The sequence below is a fragment of the Pseudomonas salomonii genome, from assembly GCF_900107155.1.
Classification (GTDB): domain Bacteria; phylum Pseudomonadota; class Gammaproteobacteria; order Pseudomonadales; family Pseudomonadaceae; genus Aquipseudomonas; species Aquipseudomonas salomonii.
Genome location: NZ_FNOX01000004.1, coordinates 489,152 through 515,266, shown reverse-complemented (window position 1 = coordinate 515,266; position 26,115 = coordinate 489,152). Strand labels below are relative to the sequence as shown.

The following is a 26,115-nucleotide window of genomic DNA, read 5'->3' as shown; positions in this document are numbered from 1 at the left end:
GCGGCGTCCGACAGCGCGAATGGGGACAGGCTCTGAGTGAAATTTCCGGCTTTGGTGGAGGCTATTGCCTAACGCTCTATCGCCCCGGCCTTTGGGCGGTCAAAGCCGCACAACGGGACACGAGCATTTCCCGCAGCAGATTGATCGGTTTACTCAACTGCGCACGGTGGGCGCACAGCAGGTTGAGCGGCGTGCGCTCACCGCGCAGCTCCGGCAAGACCAGGCGCAGGCGCCCTGCGAGCACGTCGGTGCTCACATCCAGCCACGACTTGTAGGCAATGCCGACACCCGCCACTGCCCAGCGGCGCACCACATCGGCGTCGTCACTGAAGCGGTCACCGCTGACCGTCAGGCCGACCTCGCGCTTGCCGTCGTAAAAACCCCAGTGGTCGTGGACGCGGCTGCCCAGCATGTACAGCAGGCAATTGTGTTGCGCCAGTTGCTCAAGATGTCGGGGCTCGCCATGCCGTGCCAGGTAACTGGGCGCGGCGCACAGCACGCGAATGTTGTCCGGGGCGATGGGCAGCGCGACCAGGCTGGAATCTTCAGGCTCGCCGTAGCGCAGGGCGATATCCACCGGCTGGCGGAACAGGTCGGCGATGCGGTCGCCCAGCAGCAGGCGGATGTTCAATTGCGGGTACTCCAGCTGAAACTCATCGAGCCACGGCAACAGTTGGTTGCGCCCGAAATCCGACGGCGCCGACAGTTGCAGCACGCCGCTGACATGGTCCTGGCCGCTGGCCAACAGGCGCCGCCCTTCGTCCAGCGAACTCAGCGCCGCGCGGGCATATTCCAAAAAACCCTCGCCTTCGGCAGTCAGGCGCAAACTGCGGGTGGAGCGCGCCAGCAAGCGCGTGCCCAGTTGCTGTTCGATACGCTTGAGCGCCGCGCTGGCCACGGCAGGCGAGAGGTCCATGATGCGCGCGGCGGCCGACAAACTGCCGAGGTCCGCCGCCCGCACAAACAACTGCAAATCATCAAAACGCAGCATCTACCCTCGCCCATTATCAAAATTTTATTGAAACAGACTGCTGTTTTAGCCGCTTTTATCGGCGCTGGAAATAGCTAATCATCTGCCCATCCCGTTCATCACGTGTCTGGAGTTGAATATGTCCGCTGCCTTTAACGTCATTGCCACGCTGATCGCCAAGCCTGGCCAGCAGGCCAAGCTGGAAACCCTGCTGCGCGGCCTGTTGGAACCGACTCGCCTGGAAGCCGGTTGCGAGCAGTACGACCTGCACCAGGACCTGCAACACCCGGAAACCTTCTACATGCTCGAGCGCTGGAGCGACGACGCGGCGCTGGCCGATCACGACCAGAGCGCGCATATCCAAAACTTCCGCGCCAAGGCTGCGGATGTGCTCGAACACTTCGAACTCAAGCGCCTGAAATTTCTTGCCTGATCATCCCCCTTTTCCCGGAGCCACCATGAAAGCCATTGCCTACTACGCCTCGCTGCCGATCAGCGATGAAAAATCCCTGCAAGACATCCAACTGCCGGAGCCGGTCGCCGGCCCCCGTGACCTGCTGGTGGAAGTCAAAGCCATCTCGGTCAACCCGGTGGACACCAAAGTGCGCCAGAACGTCGCCCCGGAAACCGGCGCCGCCAAGGTGCTGGGCTGGGACGTGGCTGGCGTGGTCAAGGCGGTCGGCAGCGAAGTGACGCTGTTCAAGGCCGGCGACAAGGTGTTCTACGCCGGCTCCCTGGTATGCCCAGGCGGCAACAGCGAACTGCACACCGTGGATGAGCGCATCGTCGGCCATATGCCCAAGAGCCTGGGTTTTGCCGAAGCCGCCGCACTGCCACTCACCGCCATCACCGCCTGGGAATTGCTGTTCGAGCGCCTGCAAGTGCGTGAAGGTAAGGAAGATGAAGGCCAGAGCCTGCTGATCGTCGGCGCCGCCGGTGGTGTGGGTTCGATCCTGACCCAACTGGCCAAACAGCTCACCGCGTTGAACGTTATCGGCACCGCCTCACGCCCGGAAACCCAGGAATGGGCCAAGGCGCTCGGCGCCGATGTGGTGATCGATCACAGCCAGCCGCTGAGCGTAGCCCTGAAAAACGCCGGCCAGCCCCAAGTGACCCACGTCGCCAGCCTGACCCAGACCGACCATCACCTGGACGAACTGGTCGAAGCCCTGCAGCCGCAAGGCAAGCTGGCATTGATCGACGACCCCAAGGTGCTGGATGTGAGCAAACTCAAGCGCAAGAGCCTGTCGTTGCACTGGGAGTTCATGTACACACGCTCGATGTTCGAGACGCCGGACATGATCGAACAGCACAACCTGCTCAACCGGGTGGCCGAACTGATCGACGCCGGCACCCTGAAAACCACGGTGGGCGAGCACTTCGGCGTGATCAACGCGGCAAATCTGCGCCGCGCCCATGCGTTGCTGGAAAGCGGCAAGGCCAAGGGCAAGATCGTGCTGGAAGGGTTCTAAAAAAGGTCTGTCAGCGTCGTCCATTATTCATGTAAGTAATGGACGACACCGCTAGTCAGAGAGTTGATCTTTGTCATATTTGCGAACGCATTCGGGTTTATATTGGCCGCCTTTGCCACGATTCTTTTACGTGAGGAAGTCAGCAATGAAGATCCTGATAAGAGCGTTAGCAAAATCCCCAGGCAACAAATGGCAGGTCAGCCTCGACGGCGACGCCTTCACCTTCCGCAGTGAGGCCGAGGCCCGAGCCTTTGCCGACACCCTGCAAGCGCGCATCCAGGCGCCCCACCGCATTCCCCTCAGCCAGCAACGTTCCGCCGCCGGCTGATCCGCACTTCAGACCTGCGCCTGCGCGGCCCTCGCCCGTTGCAGGCGCTGGGTCGACACTGCAATCGTCACCGCCAATACACCGCACAAGCTGATGACCATCGCCATCGGCATCGCCGTGCCGTCGTGCAACACGCCGACCAACGATGCCGCACCTGCCGCCACACCAAACTGAATGCAACCAAGCAGCGCCGAGGCGCTGCCGGCCCGTGCGCCCTGCCCGGCCATGGCACACGCCGAGGTGTTGGGCAAAATGCAGCCAAGGCTGGCGATGCAGATAAACAGCGGCACCAGTAATGGCCACAACGCTTCGGTGCGCAGGGCGGCAATGCCCAACAGCGTCAACGCCGCTGCCACGTAGACCCACACGGTGCGCGACAGCAAAAACGCCGGGCCACGCTTGGCCAGCAACCGCGCATTGAGCTGCGCAACCAAAATGAAGCCGGCGGCGTTGGAGCCAAATACCCAGCCGTAATGCTCAGCGGGCACGCCATAGAGTTTGATAAAGACGAACGGTGAACCGGCGATGTAGGCAAACATCCCGGCAATCGAGATACCGCCGGTGAGGGCGTAACCCAGATAAACCCGGTCCGACAACAGGCTGACATAGCGGCTCAGCGAGCCGGACAGCGGTTGACGCGGCTTGTCGGCCGGCAAGGTTTCCGGCAACCCGACCGCAACAGCGATGGCGGCCATCACGCTGAAGATCGACAGCGCGAGGAAAATCGACTGCCAGCCCCACAGCCCGACCATCACCCCACCTGCCAACGGCGCGAGGATCGGCGCCAGACCGGTCACCAGCATCAACTGCGAATAAACCTTGGCCGAACCCACGGCATCACATTTGTCGCTGACCACTGCCCGCGAAATCACCATGCCCGCGCAGCCGCCAAGGGCTTGCACAAAGCGCGCGCCGATCAACCAGTCCAGGGACGGCGCGTAGGCACAGGCGAAAGACGCCAGGGTAAACAGGGTCACGCCGCTGAGCAGCGGCACACGCCGACCAAAACGATCCGCCAGCGGCCCGTAGATCAACTGGCCGATGGCCAGGCCGCCGAAGTACACGGCGAGGGTCAGTTGGATGTGTTTTTCGTCGGTGGCAAAGGCGGTGGCCATCGCCGGAAAGCCCGGCAGGTAAAAATCGATCGCCAACGGCGCGAAGGCGCTCAAGGCGCCCAGAATCAGGATTATGCGCAGGTTCATCAGACACCCAAGTGAGTCGGCAGCCCGACAGTCTAGCCGCGCTTGGGTGTGATGAACATTACGATAGCTCGCTAACTATCGGAAAATTTACGCGAGCTTGGCGCTGTAGCCTTCTTCGGTGATCAGCGCGATAACCTGCTCGGCGGACAGTCGGCTTTCAACCCCGACTTCCTTGGCGGCCAGGTTGACGTTGACGCTCGCCGCCGGGTCCTGGCTCTGTACCGCTTGAGTGACCGCTCTAACACAATGGCCGCAGGTCATTCCTTCAACACTGAATACTTGCATGACATGACTCCTTTGATGAGGTTGGGGCCAGTCTCGACCTTGCCACGATGGCAAGGTCAAGCGCTCAAAATTGCGGCTGGGCTGGTATTCCGGCGTTGCCTCGGCCAAGCTTCACGCATCTTGGATTTGAACCACGGAGCATTCGCCATGCGCTGGTCGTTTTTTAGCCTTATCGGCCTGTTGAGCTTGTCCGCCGCTGCGCCCATGGCCTATGCGGATCAAGATTATGCAGTGTTGATCATTTCCCGCGAGCGCCTGGAAGTGCCGACCAATTGCGAAATCGGCCTGTATATCCAGGACCAGTTGGCCGGGCGTCTGTTCCAGGAGCAGGCCACCTCGTTCAACTTGCCGGCGGGCAATGTATCGCTGCGCCTCAAGCTGCTGCCGGGCCAATCGCCAGGTTGCCTGCCGGGCATGCTCGCACCGCCTGCGCAGAACATCACGCTTAAAGCCGGCGACGTGCGCAAAGTACGCATCGCCCAAGGCCCGGACGGCATGTACCTGAAGAACGCCGCACTGGATTACTGAACACGCTTGACCTTCCCCACAGGTCAAGGTTGATGCTGGGGGCAACTTCTCTGGAGGACTGCCCCATGAATGGATCCACCACCTTTGACCTGCCCATCAGCGGCATGACCTGCGCCAGCTGTGCCGGGCGTGTGGAGCGCGCGCTGGGCAAGGTGCCGGGGGTGCAAAGCGTCAGCGTCAACCTGGCCAACGAACGTGCCCACGTCGAAGTGCTGGGCCAGATGGACCCCGGCGTGTTGATCGCCGCCGTCGACAAGGCCGGCTACACCGCCACCCTGCCGCAAAGCGAGACCGTCACCGACGCTAAACAGGCCCAGCGTCTGCACCACGAGCGCTGGTCGTTGTTGTTGGCCATCGCGTTGGCGCTGCCATTGGTGCTGCCGATGCTGGTGGAGCCGTTCGGCCTGCATTGGATGCTCCCGGCCTGGGTGCAATTCGCGTTGGCCACTCCGGTGCAATTCATCTTTGGCGCACGTTTCTATATAGCCGCCTGGAAAGCCGTCCGCGCCGGCGCCGGCAATATGGACCTGCTGGTGGCCATCGGCACCAGCGCCGGTTATGGCCTGAGCATTTATGAATGGCTCACCGCGCCCGTGGGCACTATGCCTCACCTGTATTTCGAAGCCTCAGCCGTGGTGATCGCCCTGGTGTTGCTGGGCAAATACCTCGAAAGCCGCGCCAAGCGCCAGACCGCCAGCGCCATCCGTGCCCTCGAAGCCCTGCGCCCGGAACGCGCGATTCGCGTGTTTGAAGGCCGTGAAGAAGACGTCGCTATCACCGCGCTGAAGCTCGACGATCTGGTGCTGGTCAAACCCGGCGAGCGCTTCCCGGTGGACGGCGAAGTGGTGGACGGCCAAAGCCATGCCGACGAGGCCTTGATCAGCGGCGAAAGCCTGCCGGTACCGAAACAGCCGGGCGACAAAGTCACCGGCGGCGCCATCAATGGCGAAGGCCGTTTGCTGGTCCGCACCCAGGCGCTGGGCGCAGAGAGCGTGTTGGCGCGGATCATCCGCCTGGTCGAAGACGCCCAGGCCGCCAAAGCGCCGATTCAGAAACTGGTGGATAAGGTCAGCCAGGTCTTTGTGCCAGCCGTGTTGGTGCTGGCCTTGGTTACGCTGGTGGGCTGGTGGTTGTACGGCGCCTCGCTGGAAACGGCGATCATCAATGCCGTCGCGGTCCTGGTAATCGCTTGCCCATGCGCCCTGGGCCTGGCCACGCCGACCGCAATCATGGCCGGCACCGGCGTTGCCGCACGCTACGGCATCCTGATCAAGGACGCCGAAGCGCTGGAACGTGCCCATGCCGTCAGCGCGGTGGTGTTCGACAAGACCGGCACACTCACCTCCGGCGCGCCAAAAATTGCGCACCTGGCGGCGCTGGACGGCAATGAAGACCTCTTGCTGCAACAGGCCGGCGCCTTGCAACGCGGCAGCGAGCACCCACTGGCCAAGGCTGTGCTGGATGCGTGCAGCGAAAAAGGGCTGAATGTGACGGACGTGAGTGCCAGTCAGTCCCTGACCGGCCGTGGCATCGCCGGTACGCTGGACGGCCGGCAACTGGCCTTGGGCAACCGCCGCATGCTCGAAGAGAACGGCTTGAGCGCAGGTGATCTGGCCGAGTCTGCCAAAACCTGGGAAGCCGAAGGCCGCACCTTGTCGTGGTTGATTGAACAAGGGGCACACCCACGCGTGCTGGGGCTGTTTGCGTTTGGCGACACCCTCAAGCCCGGCGCATTGCAAGCCGTGGAACAACTCAAGGCTCAGCACATCAGCAGCCATTTGCTCACTGGCGACAATCGCGGCAGTGCCCGCGTGGTGGCCGAGGCACTGGGCATCGATGATGTACACGCCGAAGTGCTGCCGGCCGACAAGGCCGCCACCGTGGCCGAGTTGAAAAAGACCGGCGTCGTCGCCATGGTCGGTGATGGCATCAACGACGCTCCGGCCCTGGCCGCCGCCGACATTGGCATCGCCATGGGCGGCGGCACCGATGTGGCCATGCATGCCGCCGGTATCACGTTGATGCGCGGCGACCCGCGCCTGGTGCCGGCGGCGCTGGAGATCAGCCGCAAGACCTACGCGAAAATCCGCCAGAACCTGTTCTGGGCCTTTGTGTATAACTTGATCGGCATTCCCCTGGCGGCATTCGGCCTGCTCAACCCGGTATTGGCGGGTGCGGCCATGGCCTTGTCCAGCGTCAGCGTGGTGAGTAATGCGTTACTGTTAAAAACCTGGAAACCGAGCACTTGGAAACCAGAGCATTTGGAGGATCAACGCCCATGAACATCGGCCAGGCCGCCCGCCAGAGCGGGCTGAGCGCCAAGATGATTCGCTACTACGAATCCATCGGCCTGCTCAAAGCCGCGCATCGTACCGACAGCGGCTACCGCGTGTATGGCAGCGATGACTTGCACACGTTGGCGTTTATCAAACGCTCGCGGGATCTGGGGTTTTCGCTGGAAGAAGTCGGCAAGCTGCTGACCTTGTGGCAAGACCGCCAGCGGGCCAGCGCCGATGTAAAAGCCTTGGCGCGCCAGCATATCGAGGAACTGAACCAGAAGATTCTGGAGCTGGGGCAATTGCGCGATACCTTGCAGGACCTGGTTGAACACTGCCAGGGTGACCATCGGCCGGATTGCCCGATTCTCAAGGAGTTGGCGTCGGGCAGCTGTTGCGCCTGATCAGGTCTGCACAAAACAAATGTGGGAGCCGGGTCGTGTGGGGCTGCTTTATGTGGGAGCTGGCTCCTACAACAAGCCAGCTCCCACATTTTTTAGCTCTCCAATTGCCGGGAGATCACTGCATCCAAGGCGGCGGCGGTTCTTCCGCGGTCTTGCTCGGTGGCGCGTCATCCGCCGCCCGAACCGCTTGCTTGCGCTCTTCATCCAGCCGCGCCGCTTCGATTTCGCGGATCACACCGCCCACGTCCGCCAGCTCTTCAGGCTCGTCAAACTCGCCGGTCAACACGCTGGCCGGGTGCAAGGTGCCGGCTTCGTACAGCGCCCACATTTCCTTGGCGTACTTGGTCTTCTTCAACTCCGGGGCAAAACGCCCGAAGTAGGAAGCCATGTTGCCCACATCCCGCTCCAGCATGCTGAACGCGTGGTTGTTGCCCGCCGCATCCACTGCCTGGGGCAGGTCGATGATCACCGGGCCGGTTGGCGTGAGCAGTACGTTGAACTCGGACAGGTCACCGTGCACCAGGCCGGTACACAGCATCAGCACGATCTGGGAAATCAGGAAGGCGTGGTATTCGCGCGCCTGGTCCGGCTCCAGCGTGACGTCGTTAAGACGCGGCGCTGCATCGCCGTACTCGTCAGCCACCAGTTCCATCAGCAGTACGCCTTCCAGGAAGTCGAACGGCTGAGGCACGCGAACGCCCGCACCGGCGAGGCGGAACAACGCCGCCACTTCAGCGTTCTGCCAAGCGTCTTCGGTTTCTTTCTTGCCGAACTTGGAGCCTTTGGCCATGGCCCGGGCCTGACGGCTGTTACGAACCTTACGGCCTTCCTGGTATTCGGATGCCTGACGAAAACTTCGTTTATTCGCCTCCTTGTAAACCTTGGCGCAACGCAATTCATTGCCGCAGCGCACCACATAAACAGCTGCTTCTTTACCGCTCATGAGAGGGCGCAGCACTTCGTCGACCAGACCGTCTTCGATCAGGGGTTCAATGCGTTTAGGAGTCTTCATCAGCTTTTATTGTGGGTCCTTTATTACCAAATACGCGTATGGCACTCGTTATACGGCAATCGGCGCGCCGGTGGGAGGGGCTACCGACCTCTGACCACTGAAGAATGCACTCAATATGCCAATTTAGTCGGCAATCAGCGTTCAATGATCGCCGTCACACCCTGACCACCGGCGGCGCAGATCGAAATCAGCCCTCGGCCCTCGCCCGCCGCGTCCAACAGTTTGGCCAGGTTGGCGACGATGCGCCCGCCCGTGGCGGCAAACGGGTGCCCGGCCGCCAATGAACTGCCTTTGACGTTGAGCCGGCTGCGGTCAATGGCGCCCAGCGGCGCATCCAGCCCCAGGCGGCTCTTGCAATATTCCGGGTCTTCCCAGGCCTTGAGTGTGCACAAAACCTGGGCAGCAAAAGCCTCGTGAATCTCGTAGTAGTCAAAATCCTGCAGCGTCAGGCCATTTCTCGCCAGCAAGCGTGGCACCGCGTAGACCGGCGCCATGAGCAGGCCTTCGGCGCCGTTGACGAAATCTACCGCCGCCGCTTCGCCATCGCGCAAGTAAGCCAGAATCGGCAAGCCGCGCTCCTTGGCCCAGGCTTCACTGCCCAGCAGCACCAAGGAGGCGCCGTCGGTGAGTGGCGTGGAGTTACCGGCAGTGAGCGTGCCCTTTTCACTGCGCTCGAACGCCGGTTTAAGGCTGGCGAGTTTTTCCAGGGTGAGGTCGGGGCGCAGGTTGTTGTCGCGGGTGAGGCCCAGAAACGGGGTGAGCAAATCGTTGTGCCAGCCTTCGGCGTAGGACGCGGCCATTTTCTGATGGCTTTCCAACGCCAGTTGATCCTGCTCGGCGCGCGGGATCTGCCAGGTCTGCGCCATCAGTTCGCAATGCTGGCCCATGGACAGGCCGGTGCGCGGCTCGCCATTGCGCGGCAGCTGCGGCTTAAGGTGATGGGGACGAAGTTGTAACAGGACTTTTAATTTATCCGCCATGGATTTGCTGCGGTTGGCTTGCAGCAAAATTTTGCGCAGCCCTTCATTCACACCAATCGGCGCATCGGAGGTGGTGTCGACGCCGCCGGCAATCCCACACTCGATCTGGCCCAGGGCAATCTTGTTGGCCACCAGCAACGCCGCTTCCAGCCCGGTGCCGCACGCCTGCTGAATGTCATAGGCCGGGGTTTGCGGCGACAGGCGCGAGCCCAGCACGCATTCGCGGGTAAGGTTGAAGTCGCGCGAATGCTTGAGCACCGCACCGGCCGCCACCTCACCGATGCGCAGGCCGTGCAGGTTGTAGCGCTCGATCAAGCCTTCGAGGGCAGCGGTGAGCATCGCCTGGTTACTCGCCGTGGCATATGGGCCATTGGAACGGGCGAAGGGGATGCGGTTACCGCCAATGATCGCTACACGGCGCAATTGAGTCATGGAAAGCTCCCTGAAGGTTGTGAGTGGAATCATCAAGCCTAGCCTAGGCTCAATCGAACGACTTTCACCTATTGATGGTCCACCGTTTGAACCCCAGCACTCGGAGAGCGTTCCATGTCTGACCGTTATATCGACTTCGCCAACTCAAGCCTCGGCCATCGCCTGGTCGCCGCCATTGGCCTGCCGTCACCGGTACGCCTGGAACGCTGGCAGGCCGGACGCCTGCGCCCGGTAGAGGGTGCACTGCTGCTGGGCGGTGGGGCGCTGACCGCCAAGGTGCAGGAGTTTGCGCACAAACTGACCGACGCGATTTACACCTACGGCGCCGAGTCGTCGACCTGGATCCCGGGCCACGGCCCCAGGCTCAAGGCCGTGGTGTTCGACGCCAGCGACTTGCAGCACACCGACCAGCTCAAGCAACTGCGCGAATTCTTTCAGCCCTTGCTGAAAAATCTCGATCACAGCGCGCACGTGGTGATTCTGGGACGCGCGCCGGAAAGCCTCAGCGATCCGTTCGCCGCCAGTGCCCAACGCGCCCTCGAAGGTTTCAGCCGCTCACTGGCCAAGGAACTGCGCAGCGGCGGCGTGCTGCAACTGTTGTATGTGGGCGACGGTGCCGAGGACCAGCTGGAAGGTACGCTGCGTTTCTTCCTGTCGCCGAAAAGTGCGTACATCTCTGGCCAGGTCATTCGCCTGCAAGCCTGCGCCACCCCGGTTGAAGACTGGACGCGCCCGCTGGCTGGGCGCAAGGCGTTGGTCACGGGTGCTGCGCGTGGTATCGGCGCCTCCATTGCCGAAACCCTGGCACGCGACGGTGCCGAGGTGATCGTGCTGGATGTGCCCCAGGCCAAGGCCGACCTCGAAGCCCTCGCCGCTCGCCTCGGCGCGCGCACCGTGGTGCTGGATATCTGCGCCGAAGACGCGGCCACGCAGTTGATCGAACACTTGCCGGACGGCATCGATATCGTGGTGCACAACGCCGGCATCACTCGCGATAAAACCCTAGCCAACATGACCCCGGAATATTGGGACGCGGTATTGGCGGTCAACCTCAACGCGCCGCAAGTGCTGACCAAAGCCCTGCTCGACAGCGGCACCCTGCACGACAACGGCCGCGTGGTGCTGCTGGCGTCGATCAGCGGGATTGCCGGTAATCGCGGGCAAACCAACTACGCCGCGAGCAAGGCCGGTCTGATTGGCCTGGCCCAGGCCTGGGCGCCGATGCTGGGCGAGCGCGGCATCAGCATCAACGCGGTCGCGCCGGGTTTTATCGAAACCCAGATGACCGCGCACATTCCCTTCGCCCTGCGTGAAGCCGGGCGGCGCATGAGTTCTTTGGGCCAGGGTGGTTTGCCGCAAGACGTGGCAGAAGCCGTCGCCTGGCTCGGCCAGCCGGGCTCCGGGGCCGTCAGCGGCCAGGCGTTGCGGGTGTGTGGGCAAAGCCTGCTGGGAGCGTGACTATGCAGTGGCAGACATTGGACAGCACCCCGTTTCTGTTGCCGCTGTATTGGCGCGCGGCGCTCAAGCGCAAGATCAGCGGCAGCACCTTGCCTGATGGCGGATTGCGCTGCCATGTACGCGTGAACCCTGAGCACGTCGCGGCCTATCGCAAGGTCTGCGGTTTCGCCGACAGCCCGGTGCTGCCGGGTACTTATCCGCATATCCTTGCGTTCGGTTTGCAGATGCAGTTGCTCACCGACAAACATTTCCCCTTTCCGCTGCTGGGGCTGATTCACCTGAGCAATCGTATCCGCCTCCACCGGCCATTGGGCGGCGTGAATAACCTGATAGTTGGCGTATACGCGCACAATCTGCAGCCCCACGCCAAGGGGGCGACCTTTGACATTGTGACCACGGTGGAGGACGCGCTGGGGCTGTTGTGGGAAGCCGACAGCCGTATGTTGTGTCGAGGCGTGAAGCTGGAGGGCGAAGCGCAAGAGGCGCCTTTAACCGTCTGCGGCACTGTCAGCGAAGTCGCGCGGTGGAAGGCGCCCGCCGATATCGGTCGCCGATATGCGCGGGTATCCGGCGACTATAACCCGATCCACCTGAGCGCGCTGACGGCCAAGCTGTTCGGCTTTCCCCAGGCTATCGCCCATGGGCTGTGGAATACCGCGCGCACATTGGCCGCGCTGAATGAGCATTTGCCTGCCGCCAATGTAGAAATAGAAGTCGAGTTCAAGAAACCGGTACGCCTGCCCAGTGAAGTGATATTGCTCAGCAGTGCCGCAGGCTCGAGCGGAGAGTTACAGTTAAAAGGCCCCGGCGATATTCAACATATGCTCGGCAAGTGGCGGCCCATCGCCTGAAACATGCACATTAATTGTATATATACACCTTAAGTTATAGCGGACGCCTCGGCGTCCGTTTTTTTATTCAAACCCATGAATTAAAACATATAAACATCTTGATACATCTCTCGATTACACCCTTCGCATTAGTCATTAAGCCGACCACGGCCTGGTGTATATAAATCGTTAATACCAAGTTGAGCGTTGCGCGAAAGAGTGCCCGGGTCTGTGATGACAACACGGACAAACGTATCGCTATCCCAAGAAATAGCGAGCGTTTGAAAACAACCAAGGTTGTACAGGTGCAAGGGAACTCATCATGAAAACTCAAACTCAAGTAGTGCTTTGGAAAGCAAGTACCGCGCTGGCCCTGGTCATGGCGATGAGCCTCGGCGGCTGCAGCAGCGGTGGTGGCGGGCATCACAGCAGTGTGGCGGCCTCTTCGCCTGATGCAGGTGCAGGTAGCGGCGCTGGTGGTGGAACCGGCGGTGGTACTGGTGGCGGAACCGGTGGTGGCACTGGTGGCGGCACAGATGGCGGAACCGGTGGTGGCACTGGCGGCGGTACAGATGGCGGCACTGGCGGCGGAACCGGTGGTGGTACTGGCGGTGGCACAGGTGGCGGAACCGGTGGTGGTACTGGCGGCGGCACAGGTGGCGGAACCGGTGGTGGTACTGGCGGTGGCACAGGTGGCGGAACTGGCGGCGGTACAGGTGGCGGAACCGGCGGTGGCACAGGTTCGACCACCACACCTCTGGTTACCGGCCAGATTGCCGGCACCCTGGGCGGCACTGTCGTTAACGTAGGCGCAGCAGTCGGTGACCTGGGTTCGACCTTGAACAATGTGCCTGTTGTCGGCACAACGGCAGGCGGCCTGGTCACGGCCACCGGCACTGCGGTCACCAGCATCGGCACTGGCGTCACCAGCGGCCTTGGTTCGCTGGGCACTAACAGCAACTCCCTGGGCATCACTGTTGCAGGTGTCGGTAATGGCGTCGCCGACCTGGGCACTGGTCTGTCGACCACCGGGAAATCGCTGTCGACCACCCTTGGCGGCGTGCCCGTGGTGGGCGGCTTGACCAGCGGCGTGGGTGGCGCGGTAGGTGGTGTTGTGGATAAAGTCGGCGAGGCCGTCACCATGCTCGGCAATACCGTCAGCACGGCCAGCACCACTGGCCCATTGGGTTCGTTAACCAACACAGTGGGCGGCAAAATACTGGTGCCTGTGGTGTCGCTGGTGGAAAACACCACCGGCAACCTCGGCAAGGCAACCGGCCTGGGCACTCCTGTGAATGGGCTGCTGGATAAAGTCGGCAGCACCGTCACCGGCCTGGGCACTCAAGTCGCCAGTGCTGGCGGTACGGGCAACCCTGTTACCACCATCGTCGGCAGCGCCCTGACGGGCGTAGGCGGCACACTCGATAAATCCGGCGGCTATGTGGCTCCAGCCAGCGGTGCCGCAGCACCCGGCCTGCCTGAACTGGTCGGCGGCCTGGTGGCCAACGTGGGTAACGGCCTGAATGCCGGCAACACTAACGGCACTGTGAGTGCTGCCGGTGTCACCGGTGGCGCAGTGGGCAACACAGTCGCCTCACTCGGCACTGTTATCGGTGGCACTGGCGTCGCCAACACCGCCGCCACGGCGCCGGTCGCAGGCTTGGCCACTAACGTCGGCGCGGCGCTTAACCCAGTAACGTCCGGTGTGGCCACCCTGACCCAAAACGTCGGCACCACCACAGGCGTCGGCGCGCCAGTCAACGGCCTGGTAACCCAAGTCGGCGGTGCGGTGAGCAGTCTCGGCACTAACCTGACCGCCGCCAATGCCAACCCAGTCACCAACGCGGTAGGCACCACCGTCACCACAGTCGGCAACACCGTAGGCTCGGTAGGTGGTTTGGTCACCGGTGGCACCGGTGGCAGCAGCGGTGGTTTGCTCGGCGGCCTCACCGGCGGCACCGGCGCCAGCACATCGGGCAGTGGCACCACAACCACGGGCACAAGCGGCGGTCTGGGCGGTTTACTGAATGGCCTTACCGGCAAAAAATAAATTGCACCTGGCCGATTAGACGGCCTCCCCTACAGCGCCTACGCTTGGTTGAGACGAGAGACCCTTATAAGTCTCTCGTCTTTTTTATGGGCCGGTCTTGTCTAAAAAACCTCGCCCTCCCGAACCGCGTCCCAGAACCCGGCGGGCCCGAAACGCTGCTGCAGTTTGACCATGGAGTGTCCTATGCGCGTGTTGACGCCGTTGTTATTGCTCACCCTCAGTGCCTACGTTCAGGCCGAGACCCTTCCCAGCTTCCTCAACAGCAACGACACCATCCGCAACCTGCCGGTGCCCAACCTACCCGCCGATGCTTATCGGCCGAACACACCCCAGACCCAGTTGCCGCAAGCGCCCGCCACCCAGAAACAGCCGTTGCTGATGGACACCAAAGTCACCATCCGCAAGCTGCAGATCGAGGGCGGTACGATCTACCCGCTGGACGAAACGGCCAAGGCCTACGCGCCGTTGATTGGCCGTGAAACCAACCTTGCGCAACTGATCGAAGCCACCCGCACGATCACGCGTCGCTACCAGCAGGACGGCTACCTGTTGTCCTACGCGTTCCTGCCGCAACAGACCTTCGAAAATGGCCTGGTGCGCGTGGTATTGGTGGAGGGTTACATCAAGGATTACGAGCAAAGCGGCGACATCGGTTCAGTCTCGGCCTACGTCGACAAGCTGGCAAACAAGCTGCTGGCCGAGCGCCCGCTCACGCGCAAGACGTTCGAGCGCTATACCACGCTGATGGGGCGTATCCCCGGCGTGACCCTGCAGGCCCAAGTGCCGCCGCCGGGCACCACCGACGGCGCCACGCACATGAAGATCGAGGCTTCGCGCAAGCCGTTTACCACCAGCATGAGCCTGGTCGACAACAACCGTAATGGCACGCAGGCGTTGCTCACCGCCACCAGCAATTCCCAGACGTCCATGGGCGAGCAACTCTACGTCAGCGGCCTGTTCCCGCCGGGCGACGACAAAGAACATTACTACCGCGTGGGCTACAGCCAATTTATCAATGCCGAGGGCAGCCAGTTGATACTGGGTGCCGAGCGTTATCGCGCCGACCCCAGCAGCAATATCCAGCTGGACGGCGGCTTCGAGCTCAAGCCGCACCAGTCGATCGACCGCTACACCATCGGCCTCAGCCACCCGCTGATTGCCTCGCCCAATGAATCGCTGACCCTGGCCACACGCCTGTATGCGGTGGACCAGACCACGCGCTATCAATTGGTGGGCTACCCCAACCGTTTCGACATCGAAAGCGACCTGCGCGCCCTTGCGTTCGAGGGTGACTGGCGCAAGTCCGACACCCGTCAATTGCGCATTGTCAGTGCCGGCCTGTACCAAGGCATCAATGGCCTGGGTGCCAGAGCTCACAGCGACCTGGGCACGGCAAAACCTGATCTGGATTTCTTCCGCCTGCGCCTCTCCGGGGTGCAGAGCGACAAGTTCTTCGACAACTGGCAAGGCGTGCTTTCGGGTGCGTTCTACTGGAGCGACGCCACCTTGCCCGACAGCGAGCGCGCCACCTTCGGCGGGCAGAACTTCGGCCGCGGCTACCCCGATGATCAAGCTTCGGGCGACAAGGGCTGGGGCGTGGCGTACGAGGTCAACTACAGCTTCAACCGCGCGGGCGACTGGGTGAAGATCCTGCAACCCTATGTGGTGCTTGACCGCGCCAAGACCTGGTTCAACGAGCTGCCGGTCAAAGGCAACGACATGTCCTCGGCGGCTGTGGGCCTGCGCTTTGGCGATAACAAGTACTACAACATCGCCCTGGAAGCGGCCAAGCCGATGTCGGACATCGCCCTGGACAGCTTTAACCGGCGGCCGCGGTATACCTTGAGTTTCAGTTATCAGTTGTGAGTCTGCGCAATCAAAAAGTGGGAGCTGGCTTGCCTGCGATGGCATCAACCCGGTGCACCTGACGTACCGAGTTGATGCCATCGCAGGCAAGCCAGCTCCCACACAATTGTATTAACCCAACTCTCTGCTACGGGCGAGATTTCTGCAGAGGAAAAAGACTGTTAAGCGTATCAATCAACCGCACCAGATAAATGGGCTTGCGAAACAGATCCAGCACCTGCAAGCGCAGCATGTCGCTCACATCATCCATCTCGGCATGGCCGGACATCACAATCACCGGCAGGTGTTGGCGATCGGTGTGTTCGCGCAGGCGCTTGATCAGGGAGATGCCACTTTCCTCCGGCATGCGCAGGTCAGTGATGACCAGGGCAATGTCAGGGTTCAGGGTCAGCTCCTGCAAGGCGAAAGTCACGGAGTTCGCGGTAAAACAAACGAAGCCCTCGTTCTCCAGCGACTCCGCCAGTTCTACGAGGGCATCTTCTTCGTCGTCCACCAACAGGATCTGCTGGCGATAAGGTTTAGCGGCAGCGTTCATGGGTACGACCTGGCGTTGCCAATCAGTGACGTCTGTACTCACAGCATACTGCCTGAAACTCAACCACCTGTAGCAGCCGGAGAAATCGCGGCCCCAATCCTGGTAAAGAAGGCGGTGATCTGCGGCCCGAGAGTAGTCCCGGCTGCCAATATCACCAACGCAACAATCGCCACGAGAATGAGGTACTCAATCGCGGTCGCACCGTCCTTGCGGTGAAAAAGCGACTGAAGTTGGACGTGAACTTTCATTAACAGATCAAGGATCATAATACGTCTCCTATGGCGGCTGGGCGCCCTAGCTCGGTGCTGCACAGTAATTGCCATGTGCCACCTGAGCATTGTCAACAAACCCCACCCTCACAACTGTAAGAACTGATTAATCACAAAGTAGTGGTCATTTTGCTGGCGCCTGAATCCCTTGTTTTCAAGGCTATCCAGGCTCGCCGCGAAGAAATCTTTCTGTCAGTAATGGCATTTTGTCCTAGCTGAACTACCTTCAAATAGCGAAATAGTTAGTCACTGTTCATAGCAGCCAGGTTGCGGAATTAGCCTGTTCGGATCGACGGGTTTTAGTCCAACAGGAAAAGGAGAGCCGTCATGAACACGCGTCTGAGCATGGTACTGGCCGGTGTGCTTTTGGTCGGTGCGCTGTTTGCCGGTTACTGGGGGTGGGTGCTCAGTCGCGAACCTGCCCCGGCGCCGCCACCGCCGCCAACCGCACCTGTAGAAAAAGCCGTCGCCGTGGTCGAGGACCAGACCCGCCAATCGGTGGTGGTACTGGCCCACGATGTCCCGCCCTTTATTGCCTTGACCGCCGCCGACCTGAGCATCGAAAAACTGCGCACGGCGCCCGCTGGCAGCATGACCAGCGTGGACCAGGCCATCGGCCGCACACCGTGGCGCGCCCTGCAGGCCGGCACCTGGCTCAACGACGAAAGCTTCAGCCCCGGTGGCCCACTGGCACGGATGATTCGCCCAAACGAACGCGCGCTGGCGGTGGCCGTGGATGAAGTGATTGGCGCTGCCGGCCAGTTGAGCCCTGGCGACTATGTGGACGTGCTGCTGTACCTGCGCCAGGACGTCGCCAACGTCGAACAATCCGCCCAAGTGGTGATCCCCGCCATGCGCCTGCTCAGCGTCGGCGATCAAATGGGCCTGACCAACGACGGCGTTCCCGCTTCACCGCCGGCAATGACCGCCGAAGAAAAAGCCCAACGGCACGCGCCCTCCCGCACCGTGGTGCTGGCGGTGCCCGAACAACTGCTGAGCCAACTGATGCTGGCGACCCAGGCCGGCACTTTGCGCCTGGCCGTGCGCAGCGCCGATGAGCGCTTGCTGAGCCACTACTGGGCCGGTGAAAGCGATGCACCGGGCAAGCTGCAAAGCGCCAACCGCGACCTCTACCAATTCACCCAACTGGCCTTCGTCCAGGCGCCCAAAAAAGTCGCCCAGGGTGGCCCCGCGCGCCGCACCGGTGTCAAGGTGATACGCGGCAATCAAGCCACCCAACAAACGCCCGACTGAACAAGGATGCTGTGCATGAACCGACGTTTCGCACCGGTGTTCACGCTGAAAATCGCCTGTGCCCTGATGCTGTCGAACCTGTCTGTGGGGCTCGTTGCAGCCGCGCCGGGCAACTGCGGCAGCCTGGGCCAATTACCCGCAGCGCTCTCCGTGGGCGAGGGCCTGCAACAGGAACTGCAATCCCCCGTCGCGATCACGCGCCTGGCCATCGGCGACCCGAAAATCGCCGACGTACATCTGAACGGTGATCGCGGCTTCCTGCTCACCGGCATCGCCTCCGGTACCACCAGCCTGATGGTCTGGACCGCCTGTTCGACAACGCCGCGCCAGAGCATGGTGTTCGTCAAAGGCAAGGCCACCTCGGCATTGACCAGCCTGTCGCTGTCGCCGTCGGACGACCCGACGCTGCCCAGCCAGGTGCAGACCGACATCCGTTTCGTCGAAGTCAGCCGCTCCAAACTCAAGGAAGCCAGCACCAAGATCCTCGGCATCGGCAGCAACTTTTTCCTCGGCAGTCCTAATCTGGTATCCCCGACACCTGGCACCTTTCGACTGCCGGTGAGCGACAGTAACTTCAATATCGGCTTCGGTGGCGGGCGTGTGTCGGCCATGATCAACGCACTGGAAAGCAGCGGTTTTGCCTACACCCTGGCCCGCCCAAGCCTGGTGGCCATGAGCGGGCAAAGCGCGACGTTCCTGGCCGGCGGCGAAGTGCCGATCCCGGTACCCAGCAGCGCCAGCAACAACATCTCGATTGAGTACAAGGAATTCGGCATTCGCCTGACACTCACGCCGACAGTGATCGACCGTAACCGTATTTCTCTCAAGGTGGCGCCGGAAGTCAGCGAGCTGGACTACACCAACGCCGTGACCATCCAAGGCGTCCAGGTGCCGGCATTGGCCATCCGCCGCACCGACACCAGCGTGTCACTGGCCGACGGCGAAAGCTTCGTGATCAGCGGCCTGATCAGCAGCACCAACACCACCACTATCAGCAAGTTTCCAGGCCTGGGCGATATCCCGATTCTCGGCGCGTTCTTTCGCGATTCCTCGGTCAACCGCCAGGACAAAGAGCTGCTGATGATCGTCACCCCGCACCTGGTGCAGCCGCTGGCCGCCAATGCCCAACTGCCGTCGTTGCCCGGCGAGAAGCTGCGCAACTACGACCCGAACTGGTACCGCCTGTACTTCCTGGAAAACGGCAATTTCGACCGACTTAATGGGTTGTCTCAATGAGCGATAGCCTGAGCCAGACGTTTCTGGCAATCACCCGCAACACCACCGACCTGGAATGGCTGCAGGGCGCCCTGGCACCGCTTGGCCAAGTGGTCAGTGCCGGCAGCGGCACCCTCGACGAGTTGCTCGCGCTGGTGGACGTGACCTTCGCCAACCTGGTGTTTATCGGCCTCGACCGCGAACACGTGGTGGCCCAAAGCGCGCTGATCGAAGGCGCGCTGGAGGCCAAACCGATGCTCGCCATCGTCGCCCTCGGCGACGGCATGGACAACCAGTTGGTGCTCAACGCCATGCGCGCCGGCGCCCGCGACTTTGTCGCCTATGGCTCGCGCTCCAGCGAAGTCGCCGGGCTGGTGCGCCGTTTGAGCAAACGCCTGCCGCCGGTGGCCACCAACACTCAACTGGGTGGCCTCACCGTGCTCTACGGCACCCAAAGCAACGCCGACGGCGCGCTGCTGACCAGCCACTTGGCGCTGGTGGTGCAAAAGAGCGGCCAGCAAACCCTGTTGCTCGACCTGGGCCTGCCGCGCGGTGACAGCCTGGCGTTGCTGGGGCTGGAAAGCTCGTTCAATTTCGGCGACGCCTTGCGCCACCTCAGGCGCCTGGACACCACCTTGATCAACAGCGCGTTTACCTGCGCTGAAGACGGCCTGCGCATTCTCGCCTACGCCCCCAATGACGAGCCTCTGGAACAGACCAGCGCGGCCGAGCTGTACATGCTGCTCAGTGCCTTGCGCCAGCACTTCCAGCACATCGTGGTGAACCTCGCCGGCCAGCCCGACAGCGAAGCGCTGCGCACCTTTGTCAGCCACTGCGACAAGCTGCTGTGGTGCACCGACCAAAGCGTGCTGGACTGCCGTCGCAACCTCGGCGTGCTGAACCAGTGGCGCGAAAAAGGCATGAAGCTGGAACACGCCAAGCTGCTGGTGGACCGCTACATCAAAGGCTGCGCGCCCGACGCCGAAGCCCTGAGCAAAAGCTATGGCCTGGAGGTGATCGCGGTGCTGCCGCTGAGCCCGGAGGTACGCCTGAATGCCAAGAACCAAGGGCAAACCCTGTTCGCCCTGGCCCCGCGCGAAACCCTGACCCACAACCTCAAAACCTTGGGCGAGCGCCTGGCAAAGCGCTCCGAAGGTATGAAGCAACCCTCGCACACCTGGTTTGAACGCCTGCTGAGGGCTGGAAAATGAACGGTGAAAAACTCTTCGGCGCCCCCGCCCGCAGCCTGGGTGGCAACACTGACCACGACGGGCTCAAGCTGGTGCTGCATCGCTACATCATCGATGCCATCGAGGAGTCGGGGAAAAATTTGCTGGAGGGTTCACGCCCGCTGTTGGCGCAGTTTGTCATCGACAAAGTGGCCGAATACATCAACCGCATGCACCTGGCGATTTCCCGGTATGAGATGGAACGCCTGGCCGAAGAGATCGTCGATGAGCTGACCGGTTTCGGCCCGCTGGAAGTGTTGCTGCGCGACCCGTCCGTCACCGAAATCCTGGTCAACGGCCCGCATCGGGTGTTTATCGAACGTGACGGTTTGCTGCATCAAAGCGACCTGCGCTTTATTGATTCGCACCACGTTGAACGCGTGATGCAACGCATCCTCGCACCGCTGGGGCGGCGCCTGGATGAGTCGTCGCCGATGGTCGATGCGCGCCTGCCGGATGGCAGCCGGGTCAATGCGATCATCCCGCCGATTGCCCTGGACGGGCCGTGCCTGTCGATTCGTAAGTTTCGCAAGGACATGCTCAAAAGCAGCGACCTGGTGGCAATGCAGACCATCGACCAGAACATTTTCGACTTCTTCCAGGAAGCCGTGGGCAAGCGCTGCAATATCCTGATCAGCGGCGGTACCGGCACCGGTAAAACCACGCTGCTGAACATTCTCAGCCAACTGATCAACCCCCATGAACGCCTGGTCACCATCGAAGACGTGGCCGAGCTGCAACTGGGCCACCCCCACGTGGTGCGCCTGGAAACCCGCCCGCCGAATGCCGAGGGCCACGGTGAGGTCAAGGCCAGCGACCTGATCCGCAACGCCCTGCGGATGCGCCCTGACCGCATCATCCTTGGCGAGATCCGTGGCGTGGAAGTGCTTGATGTCCTCACCGCCATGAACACCGGCCACGACGGTTCCATGAGTACCGTGCACGCCAACAACGCCGCCGATGCGCTGCTGCGCCTGGAAACCCTGGTGGGTTTGACCGGCCGCGTGGTGGCGGAGAAAACCCTGCGGCAAATGATCTGCGCGGCGCTCGATGTGGTGATCCAGTTGACCCGTTTGCCGGACGGGCGTCGTTGCGTCAGCGAAGTGGTTGAGGTGGTGGGTATCCGCGAAGACGTGTACGTGACCAATACCCTGTTCCGCCATGACCGGCGCACCGGCTTCGGTTTCTTGCGCGAAGCGGTCAACCCCGCCGGCGATAAACTGCGCCGCGAACCGGCTTAGCCTTGAAAGGGACATGACCATGACCGGGGCCATTTTGCTACTCATCTGCCTGATCCTGATCGGCCTGTCGGTCCGCTCCTTCCAGAACGGCCTGCGCCGTGCCCAGACCGAGCGGGTACTGAGCCGGCTCGCCGAGGGCCAGCCGCAGTCCGGCGAACAAGCCAACCAGTGGAGTGGCGTGGAACGGATGTTCCTGCGCGCAGGCCTGGGCAAACCCACGGACAGCCTGGGCCTGTGGCTGGCGATCTGGGCCTTGGGCGTGGCGTTGGGGCTGCTGGTGGCCGGCTGGCTCGGCCTGCTGGTGATGCTGGTGCTGCCGCCGTTGCTGCTGCGCCTGTACATTGCCTGGCGCTACCAACGGCGCATCAAGCGCATGATCGAACAGCTGCCGCAATTGCTCGACCACACCGTGCGCAGCCTCAAGTCCGGGCGCACCCTGGCCGACTCGGTGCTCGGCGGCATCGAGATCACCGAAGACCCGCTGAAACAGGCCATGGGCCGCATCCAGCGCAACGTGCAGTTGGGCGTAAGCCTGCCGGAGTCGACCCACGACTTTGCCGAGTTCTACGAGCGTGATGAGTTTCGTCTGTTTGCGCTGGGCTTGAAGATCAACCATCGCTATGGCGGCAACGCCAGCGAACTGCTGGAAAACCTGATCAAGATGATCCGCGAGCGCGAGCAGGCCGCCCGCCAATTGCGCGCCCTGACCGGCGAAACCCGCGTGACCGCCTACGTGCTCGGCGCCCTGCCGATTTCGATGATCGGCTACTTCCTGGCGGTGAACCCGGCTTACCTGATGACCATGTGGAACGACGGCACCGGGCGCATGCTGTTGTTCGTGGCACTCGGCATGCAGTTGCTGGGCTGTTTCGCCTTGTGGCGCATGCTGCGGAGCGTATGAGATGGCTATCCCACTGCTGATCAGCGCCGTATTGCTCCTGGCCGCCCTGGCGCTGGTGCTGGCCAACCTGCTCAAACACCGGCGCGGCCAGCGCCTGGTCGCCCAGCGCTTGCAGGGCCAGATGGGGCGTGAACGCACGCTCAGTACGTTGATGCGCCAATTGGGCAACAGCCCTATCGCGCAACGCTCGGTCAGCCTGGACAACGAAACCCAGCTGCTGCTCAGCCGCGTCGGTTGGCGCCAGGCCAGCCAACGCTCCATGTTCGCCGCCCTGCAGGTCGGCACGCCGTTGTTGGCGCTGGGCGTGGTGCTGGTGGGCCAGCAGTTGCTGTTTCCCCACACGGCCTCGCCGTGGCTGGCGCCCGCAATCGGTATGGGTATCGGCTACCTGTTGCCCAAACGCATCCTGGCCTGGGCCGCCAAGGCCCGTCAGCAGCGCATTTCCCGTGAGGTCTCGACCTTCATTCCGCTGCTGCGCATCCTCTTCGAGTCCGGCATGGCGGTTGAACAAGCGCTGCGCGTGCTGAGCATCGAAGCGCAGCGCCTGCTGCCGGACCTGACTTATGAACTGCGCCTGATCCTGACGCGTGTCGACTCCGGTCTGGAACTGAGCGAAGAGCTGGGCAAGACCGCGCGAATGCTGGCCGTGGATGAATTCACCGACACCTGCACCATCCTCCAGCAACTGGTCCTGCAAGGCGGCGGCGCGATGAAATCGCTGCTGGCGCTCAAGCAATTGCTCGACGACCGCCGCCTCACACGCATTCAGGAATTCGTGTCGAAGATGTCGGCAAAGATGTCGGTGGTGATGATGGTGTTCCTGTTTCCCGCCCTGCTGATCGTGCTCGGGGGGCCGGCGTTCATCGGCATCTCCCGGGCCTTGAGTCACTTATGAGGACCGCCCGATGAAAGCCTTGATTGCCGGTTTGAGCCTGTTGCTGCTCGGGGGTTGCGCCACCAACGGCCAAACGCCGTGGGCGGCGTTGACAGCGGGCGGCAGTTGCCCCAAACCTGGGTCTGACCAGAAACTGGCGCTGAACCTGGCCGATGAAATGGCCGGCGACGGTAAGCTGCACGCCAGCCTGGCCAACCTGCAAAACCTGCCGGCCAACTTGCCCCAGGTACGCCTGCGCCAGGCCAAGGCGTATCGCCTGCTCGGACGCACCGAGACACAGGGGCTTTATCAAAGCCTGATCGGCACCTGCATGGCGGCCGAAGGCGAGCACGGCCTGGGCCAATTGGCTTCGGCCAAGGGCGACAACAGCCAAGCCATGGCGCACCTGCAACGTGCGGCGCGGCTGGCGCCGACCGATGAAAAAATCCGCAATGACCTGGGCGTGGTGTATCTCGACCAACTGCGCCTGGAAGACGCGCGCTTCGAATTCATGACCGCCATGGAGCTCAAGCAGAGCGACCCGCTGGCGGCGATCAACCTGGTCACCCTGCTGATCTATCAGGACAACTGGAAGCAGGCCGCACAAGTGGCCAGCCAAATGAACCTGAGCCCCGAACAAGTCACCGACGCCCAGGCCCGCGCCGAGAAACTCAAGGGCGCCAGCATTCCCGTCGCCAAGGCCAAAGACCCAGTGGCGACCGTGAGTGATGCCGCCAGCACCCCGAGGAATTGATCATGAAAATGCCCTATCTCGCCAGCTTCGCCGTGCTGGCGTTGCCCCTCACGGTCATGGCCATTGAGCCCGGCCCGTCATCGCCGCAGCAGGCGGTGACCGAAAGCTGGCTGACCTTGCAGTCCAGCGGGAAAGCCGCATCAAGCACCCGGCAAAAAGCCTCCGCCGCCGAACGTGACCTGGCGGCGCAACGCTTGCTGGAAAGCTACAAGCACACGATTCCGGAGTACTTCGATCAGAAGGCAGGCGGGACGGTAAAGAGCGGTAATTGATAGGACCACATCGCTGAAGTCGAACTCGGTCACCTGTGGGAGCGGGCTTGCCCGCTCCCACAGGTGATCAGTGGGCCGTGACTCGCTGACGCATCGCCGAGTTGCTGGGCGACAACGCCAGCGCCAACTGCGTGCGGTTATGCATGTGCGTCAGGCGCAGCACCTGGGACACATACAGCTTCACGGTGTTCTCGGTAATCCCCAACTCGCAGGCGATCTGGTAGTTGGTCTGCCCCTTGCCCACCAGCCGCGCAACATCCAGCTGACGTGGGGACAGCTGGTTGAAGATCGCCGGAATCTCCAGCGTCCCGGCCTCCTCTGCAGGCACCTCGTCACCCTCATGCCCTGGCGGGCTGCGGCGTGCCTTGTCGAGGTCCTGGTACAGGTCGTTGATGGACTCGGAAAGAAATTGCAGCTTCTGGTTCAAGCGCCCCAGTTGCAGCTCTTTCTTACGCTCCTCCAACGCTGCTTCCTGGCGCTGCAAGCCTTCGAGCAGTTCATCGAGATTGATCGGTTTCTGGTAGTAATCCGCGATGCCTGCGCGCAGCGCCTTGATCACATCCTGCTTGTCCGCGCGGCCGGTCAACATGATCGCCTCAAAGGCGCGCTGCTTGCCCGCAACCTTCTGCAGCTCCTGGACCAACTCGATGCCGTCCATGTCCGGCATATGCAGATCGCACAACACCAGGCCAATCTCGGCGTCTTCGGTAAAGCGCTTCAAGGCCTGCTGGCTGGATTCACACGGGACACAGCGGAAACCGCTGCTTTCAAGAAATTCACAGAGCTCTTCCACGATCAGCGGCTGATCGTCGACCACGAGCACTTTTACTGCAGAGGTAAGCTTGTTCACGCGCTACTCCATGCATTGCAAGCCAAAAGTTTGACTAATCCTTCACCACGAATTTTCCTGTACAGCCACGTATTAAACGTAGACGCACTTTCCGACTATGTACATAGCGTTAATACCCTCAAACGATTAATGGATCCAAAACCACGCGACTATAAAACCCACAAGCAAAAACGGCGCAAAAGGCAGTTTTCTTGACGGATCAAGTGCCAGATAACCCAGATGGTTTTTAACCCCTTGACTCATAAGCGGCCAAAGCTTTGGCGCTGCCAAAAGCCACAGCAGATTGGCGACGGCGGCCCCTACAAATGAACCCAGCAGGTAATCGGCATTGGAGGCCAACGCCAGGGCCGCGAGCAGCTTTACATCACCGGCGCCCAGGCGGCCCAGGGCGTAACCGGGCAAGGTCAGCAGCAGCGCCAGAAAAAACGCCCACAGGCCCTGCCCGACGGAAGCGCCCAGCCAGGTGTGGCCCGTCCACACGAGGTAGATCAGCGCCAGCAAGGCCGCGCCCAGCGTCAGGCGATTGGCGAGCAAGCGCTGGCGAACGTCCTGCACGGCACACAGCCCCAACCACAACAGCACCACTGCGCTATGGATCACGTAAAAAACATCCCTTTTCGCCGATTGA

General features: G+C 61.9%; 27 protein-coding genes. 18 read left to right on the top strand and 9 right to left on the bottom strand.

Annotated elements, in window-relative coordinates; all coding sequences use genetic code 11:
• Positions 1 to 76 precede the first annotated feature (76 nt).
• Positions 77 to 991: a LysR family transcriptional regulator gene (locus tag BLV67_RS12360; protein ID WP_017134714.1), complete on the bottom strand. Its 915-nt coding sequence runs from the start codon at positions 989 to 991 to the stop codon at positions 77 to 79.
• A gap of 118 nt (positions 992 to 1,109) precedes the next feature.
• Here BLV67_RS12360 and BLV67_RS12355 point away from each other — a divergent pair, with 118 nt between their 5' ends.
• The 3 genes from BLV67_RS12355 (at position 1,110) to BLV67_RS12345 (ending at position 2,770) form a co-directional block, all read left to right on the top strand.
• Complete coding sequence (locus tag BLV67_RS12355; RefSeq protein WP_069786913.1) at positions 1,110 to 1,403, top strand: putative quinol monooxygenase; 294 nt, start codon at positions 1,110 to 1,112, stop codon at positions 1,401 to 1,403.
• Between the two features lie 25 nt (positions 1,404 to 1,428).
• Positions 1,429 to 2,442, top strand: a complete 1,014-nt coding sequence (locus BLV67_RS12350) for a zinc-binding alcohol dehydrogenase family protein (protein WP_069786912.1) — start codon at positions 1,429 to 1,431, stop codon at positions 2,440 to 2,442.
• Between the two features lie 145 nt (positions 2,443 to 2,587).
• On the top strand, positions 2,588 to 2,770 hold the full coding sequence (locus BLV67_RS12345) for a hypothetical protein (RefSeq protein ID WP_017134711.1): 183 nt from the start codon (positions 2,588 to 2,590) through the stop codon (positions 2,768 to 2,770).
• A gap of 8 nt (positions 2,771 to 2,778) precedes the next feature.
• Here the strand turns inward: BLV67_RS12345 and BLV67_RS12340 are convergent, their stop codons facing one another.
• Together BLV67_RS12340 and BLV67_RS12335 are read right to left on the bottom strand one after the other, a co-directional pair.
• Positions 2,779 to 3,972 carry a multidrug effflux MFS transporter gene (locus tag BLV67_RS12340; RefSeq protein ID WP_056860424.1) on the bottom strand — a complete coding sequence of 398 codons (1,194 nt, stop codon included), beginning with the start codon at positions 3,970 to 3,972 and terminating at the stop codon, positions 2,779 to 2,781.
• Positions 3,973 to 4,059: 87 nt separating this feature from the next.
• A complete protein-coding gene (locus BLV67_RS12335; protein ID WP_056860425.1) occupies positions 4,060 to 4,257 on the bottom strand; it encodes a heavy-metal-associated domain-containing protein in 198 nt (65 codons plus the stop codon).
• A gap of 147 nt (positions 4,258 to 4,404) precedes the next feature.
• Between BLV67_RS12335 and BLV67_RS12330 the strand changes: the two genes are divergently transcribed.
• From BLV67_RS12330 to cueR, 3 genes are all read left to right on the top strand, one after another.
• On the top strand, positions 4,405 to 4,785 hold the full coding sequence (locus BLV67_RS12330) for a hypothetical protein (RefSeq protein WP_069786911.1): 381 nt from the start codon (positions 4,405 to 4,407) through the stop codon (positions 4,783 to 4,785).
• Positions 4,786 to 4,850: 65 nt separating this feature from the next.
• A complete protein-coding gene (locus tag BLV67_RS12325; RefSeq protein WP_069786910.1) occupies positions 4,851 to 7,067 on the top strand; it encodes a heavy metal translocating P-type ATPase in 2,217 nt (738 codons plus the stop codon).
• The gene (gene cueR, locus BLV67_RS12320; RefSeq protein WP_017134706.1) at positions 7,064 to 7,465 is read left to right on the top strand and encodes a Cu(I)-responsive transcriptional regulator; all 402 of its coding nucleotides are present in this window, start codon (positions 7,064 to 7,066) and stop codon (positions 7,463 to 7,465) included. The genes BLV67_RS12325 and cueR overlap by 4 nt, the downstream gene beginning before the upstream one ends.
• Before the next feature lie 115 nt (positions 7,466 to 7,580).
• On the opposite strand, the gene BLV67_RS12315 is transcribed toward cueR, so the two are convergent.
• Positions 7,581 to 8,477 carry a PA4780 family RIO1-like protein kinase gene (locus BLV67_RS12315; protein WP_017134705.1) on the bottom strand — a complete coding sequence of 299 codons (897 nt, stop codon included), beginning with the start codon at positions 8,475 to 8,477 and terminating at the stop codon, positions 7,581 to 7,583.
• Positions 8,478 to 8,611: 134 nt separating this feature from the next.
• Positions 8,612 to 9,889, bottom strand: a complete 1,278-nt coding sequence (locus BLV67_RS12310; protein WP_069786909.1) for an acetyl-CoA C-acetyltransferase — start codon at positions 9,887 to 9,889, stop codon at positions 8,612 to 8,614.
• A 114-nt stretch (positions 9,890 to 10,003) separates the two neighbouring features.
• Here BLV67_RS12310 and BLV67_RS12305 point away from each other — a divergent pair, with 114 nt between their 5' ends.
• The 4 genes from BLV67_RS12305 to BLV67_RS12290 all read left to right on the top strand — a co-directional run bounded on the left by BLV67_RS12305 (position 10,004) and on the right by BLV67_RS12290 (position 16,093).
• On the top strand, positions 10,004 to 11,347 hold the full coding sequence (locus BLV67_RS12305) for a 3-oxoacyl-ACP reductase (protein ID WP_069786908.1): 1,344 nt from the start codon (positions 10,004 to 10,006) through the stop codon (positions 11,345 to 11,347).
• 2 nt (positions 11,348 to 11,349) lie between these two features.
• Complete coding sequence (locus BLV67_RS12300; protein WP_069786907.1) at positions 11,350 to 12,198, top strand: MaoC family dehydratase; 849 nt, start codon at positions 11,350 to 11,352, stop codon at positions 12,196 to 12,198.
• Positions 12,199 to 12,499: 301 nt separating this feature from the next.
• On the top strand, positions 12,500 to 14,227 hold the full coding sequence (locus BLV67_RS12295; RefSeq protein ID WP_244160715.1) for a collagen-like triple helix repeat-containing protein: 1,728 nt from the start codon (positions 12,500 to 12,502) through the stop codon (positions 14,225 to 14,227).
• Between the two features lie 183 nt (positions 14,228 to 14,410).
• Positions 14,411 to 16,093 (top strand): ShlB/FhaC/HecB family hemolysin secretion/activation protein, encoded by a 1,683-nt coding sequence (locus BLV67_RS12290; RefSeq protein ID WP_058419454.1) that lies wholly within the window; start codon positions 14,411 to 14,413, stop codon positions 16,091 to 16,093.
• A 127-nt stretch (positions 16,094 to 16,220) separates the two neighbouring features.
• Here the strand turns inward: BLV67_RS12290 and BLV67_RS12285 are convergent, their stop codons facing one another.
• Both BLV67_RS12285 and BLV67_RS12280 read right to left on the bottom strand, forming a co-directional pair.
• Entirely contained in the window at positions 16,221 to 16,628 is a 408-nt protein-coding gene (locus BLV67_RS12285; RefSeq protein WP_065930590.1) for a response regulator, read from the bottom strand.
• Positions 16,629 to 16,687: 59 nt separating this feature from the next.
• Positions 16,688 to 16,894 carry a Flp family type IVb pilin gene (locus BLV67_RS12280; RefSeq protein WP_056860433.1) on the bottom strand — a complete coding sequence of 69 codons (207 nt, stop codon included), beginning with the start codon at positions 16,892 to 16,894 and terminating at the stop codon, positions 16,688 to 16,690.
• Positions 16,895 to 17,224: 330 nt separating this feature from the next.
• Between BLV67_RS12280 and cpaB the strand changes: the two genes are divergently transcribed.
• From cpaB to BLV67_RS12240, 8 genes are read left to right on the top strand one after another with little or no spacing between them, the layout of a single operon-like run.
• Positions 17,225 to 18,151, top strand: a complete 927-nt coding sequence (cpaB, locus tag BLV67_RS12275; protein WP_069786906.1) for a Flp pilus assembly protein CpaB — start codon at positions 17,225 to 17,227, stop codon at positions 18,149 to 18,151.
• A 15-nt stretch (positions 18,152 to 18,166) separates the two neighbouring features.
• Positions 18,167 to 19,387 (top strand): type II and III secretion system protein family protein, encoded by a 1,221-nt coding sequence (locus BLV67_RS12270; protein ID WP_069786905.1) that lies wholly within the window; start codon positions 18,167 to 18,169, stop codon positions 19,385 to 19,387.
• The gene (locus tag BLV67_RS12265) at positions 19,384 to 20,577 is read left to right on the top strand and encodes a CpaE/TadZ family protein (protein WP_069786904.1); all 1,194 of its coding nucleotides are present in this window, start codon (positions 19,384 to 19,386) and stop codon (positions 20,575 to 20,577) included. The genes BLV67_RS12270 and BLV67_RS12265 overlap by 4 nt, the downstream gene beginning before the upstream one ends.
• On the top strand, positions 20,574 to 21,836 hold the full coding sequence (locus tag BLV67_RS12260; protein WP_065930593.1) for a TadA family conjugal transfer-associated ATPase: 1,263 nt from the start codon (positions 20,574 to 20,576) through the stop codon (positions 21,834 to 21,836). The genes BLV67_RS12265 and BLV67_RS12260 overlap by 4 nt, the downstream gene beginning before the upstream one ends.
• Positions 21,837 to 21,855: 19 nt before the next feature.
• Positions 21,856 to 22,737, top strand: a complete 882-nt coding sequence (locus BLV67_RS12255; protein WP_065930918.1) for a type II secretion system F family protein — start codon at positions 21,856 to 21,858, stop codon at positions 22,735 to 22,737.
• A gap of 1 nt (position 22,738) precedes the next feature.
• A complete protein-coding gene (locus BLV67_RS12250; protein WP_083269349.1) occupies positions 22,739 to 23,632 on the top strand; it encodes a type II secretion system F family protein in 894 nt (297 codons plus the stop codon).
• Positions 23,633 to 23,642: 10 nt separating this feature from the next.
• Positions 23,643 to 24,365: a tetratricopeptide repeat protein gene (locus tag BLV67_RS12245; protein ID WP_069786903.1), complete on the top strand. Its 723-nt coding sequence runs from the start codon at positions 23,643 to 23,645 to the stop codon at positions 24,363 to 24,365.
• A gap of 2 nt (positions 24,366 to 24,367) precedes the next feature.
• Positions 24,368 to 24,637 carry a DUF3613 domain-containing protein gene (locus BLV67_RS12240; RefSeq protein ID WP_069786902.1) on the top strand — a complete coding sequence of 90 codons (270 nt, stop codon included), beginning with the start codon at positions 24,368 to 24,370 and terminating at the stop codon, positions 24,635 to 24,637.
• Positions 24,638 to 24,704: 67 nt separating this feature from the next.
• Here the strand turns inward: BLV67_RS12240 and BLV67_RS12235 are convergent, their stop codons facing one another.
• Together BLV67_RS12235 and BLV67_RS12230 are read right to left on the bottom strand one after the other, a co-directional pair.
• Complete coding sequence (locus tag BLV67_RS12235; RefSeq protein WP_065930596.1) at positions 24,705 to 25,487, bottom strand: response regulator transcription factor; 783 nt, start codon at positions 25,485 to 25,487, stop codon at positions 24,705 to 24,707.
• A 126-nt stretch (positions 25,488 to 25,613) separates the two neighbouring features.
• Positions 25,614 to 26,087, bottom strand: a complete 474-nt coding sequence (locus BLV67_RS12230; protein ID WP_069786901.1) for a prepilin peptidase — start codon at positions 26,085 to 26,087, stop codon at positions 25,614 to 25,616.
• Positions 26,088 to 26,115: the final 28 nt, after the last annotated feature.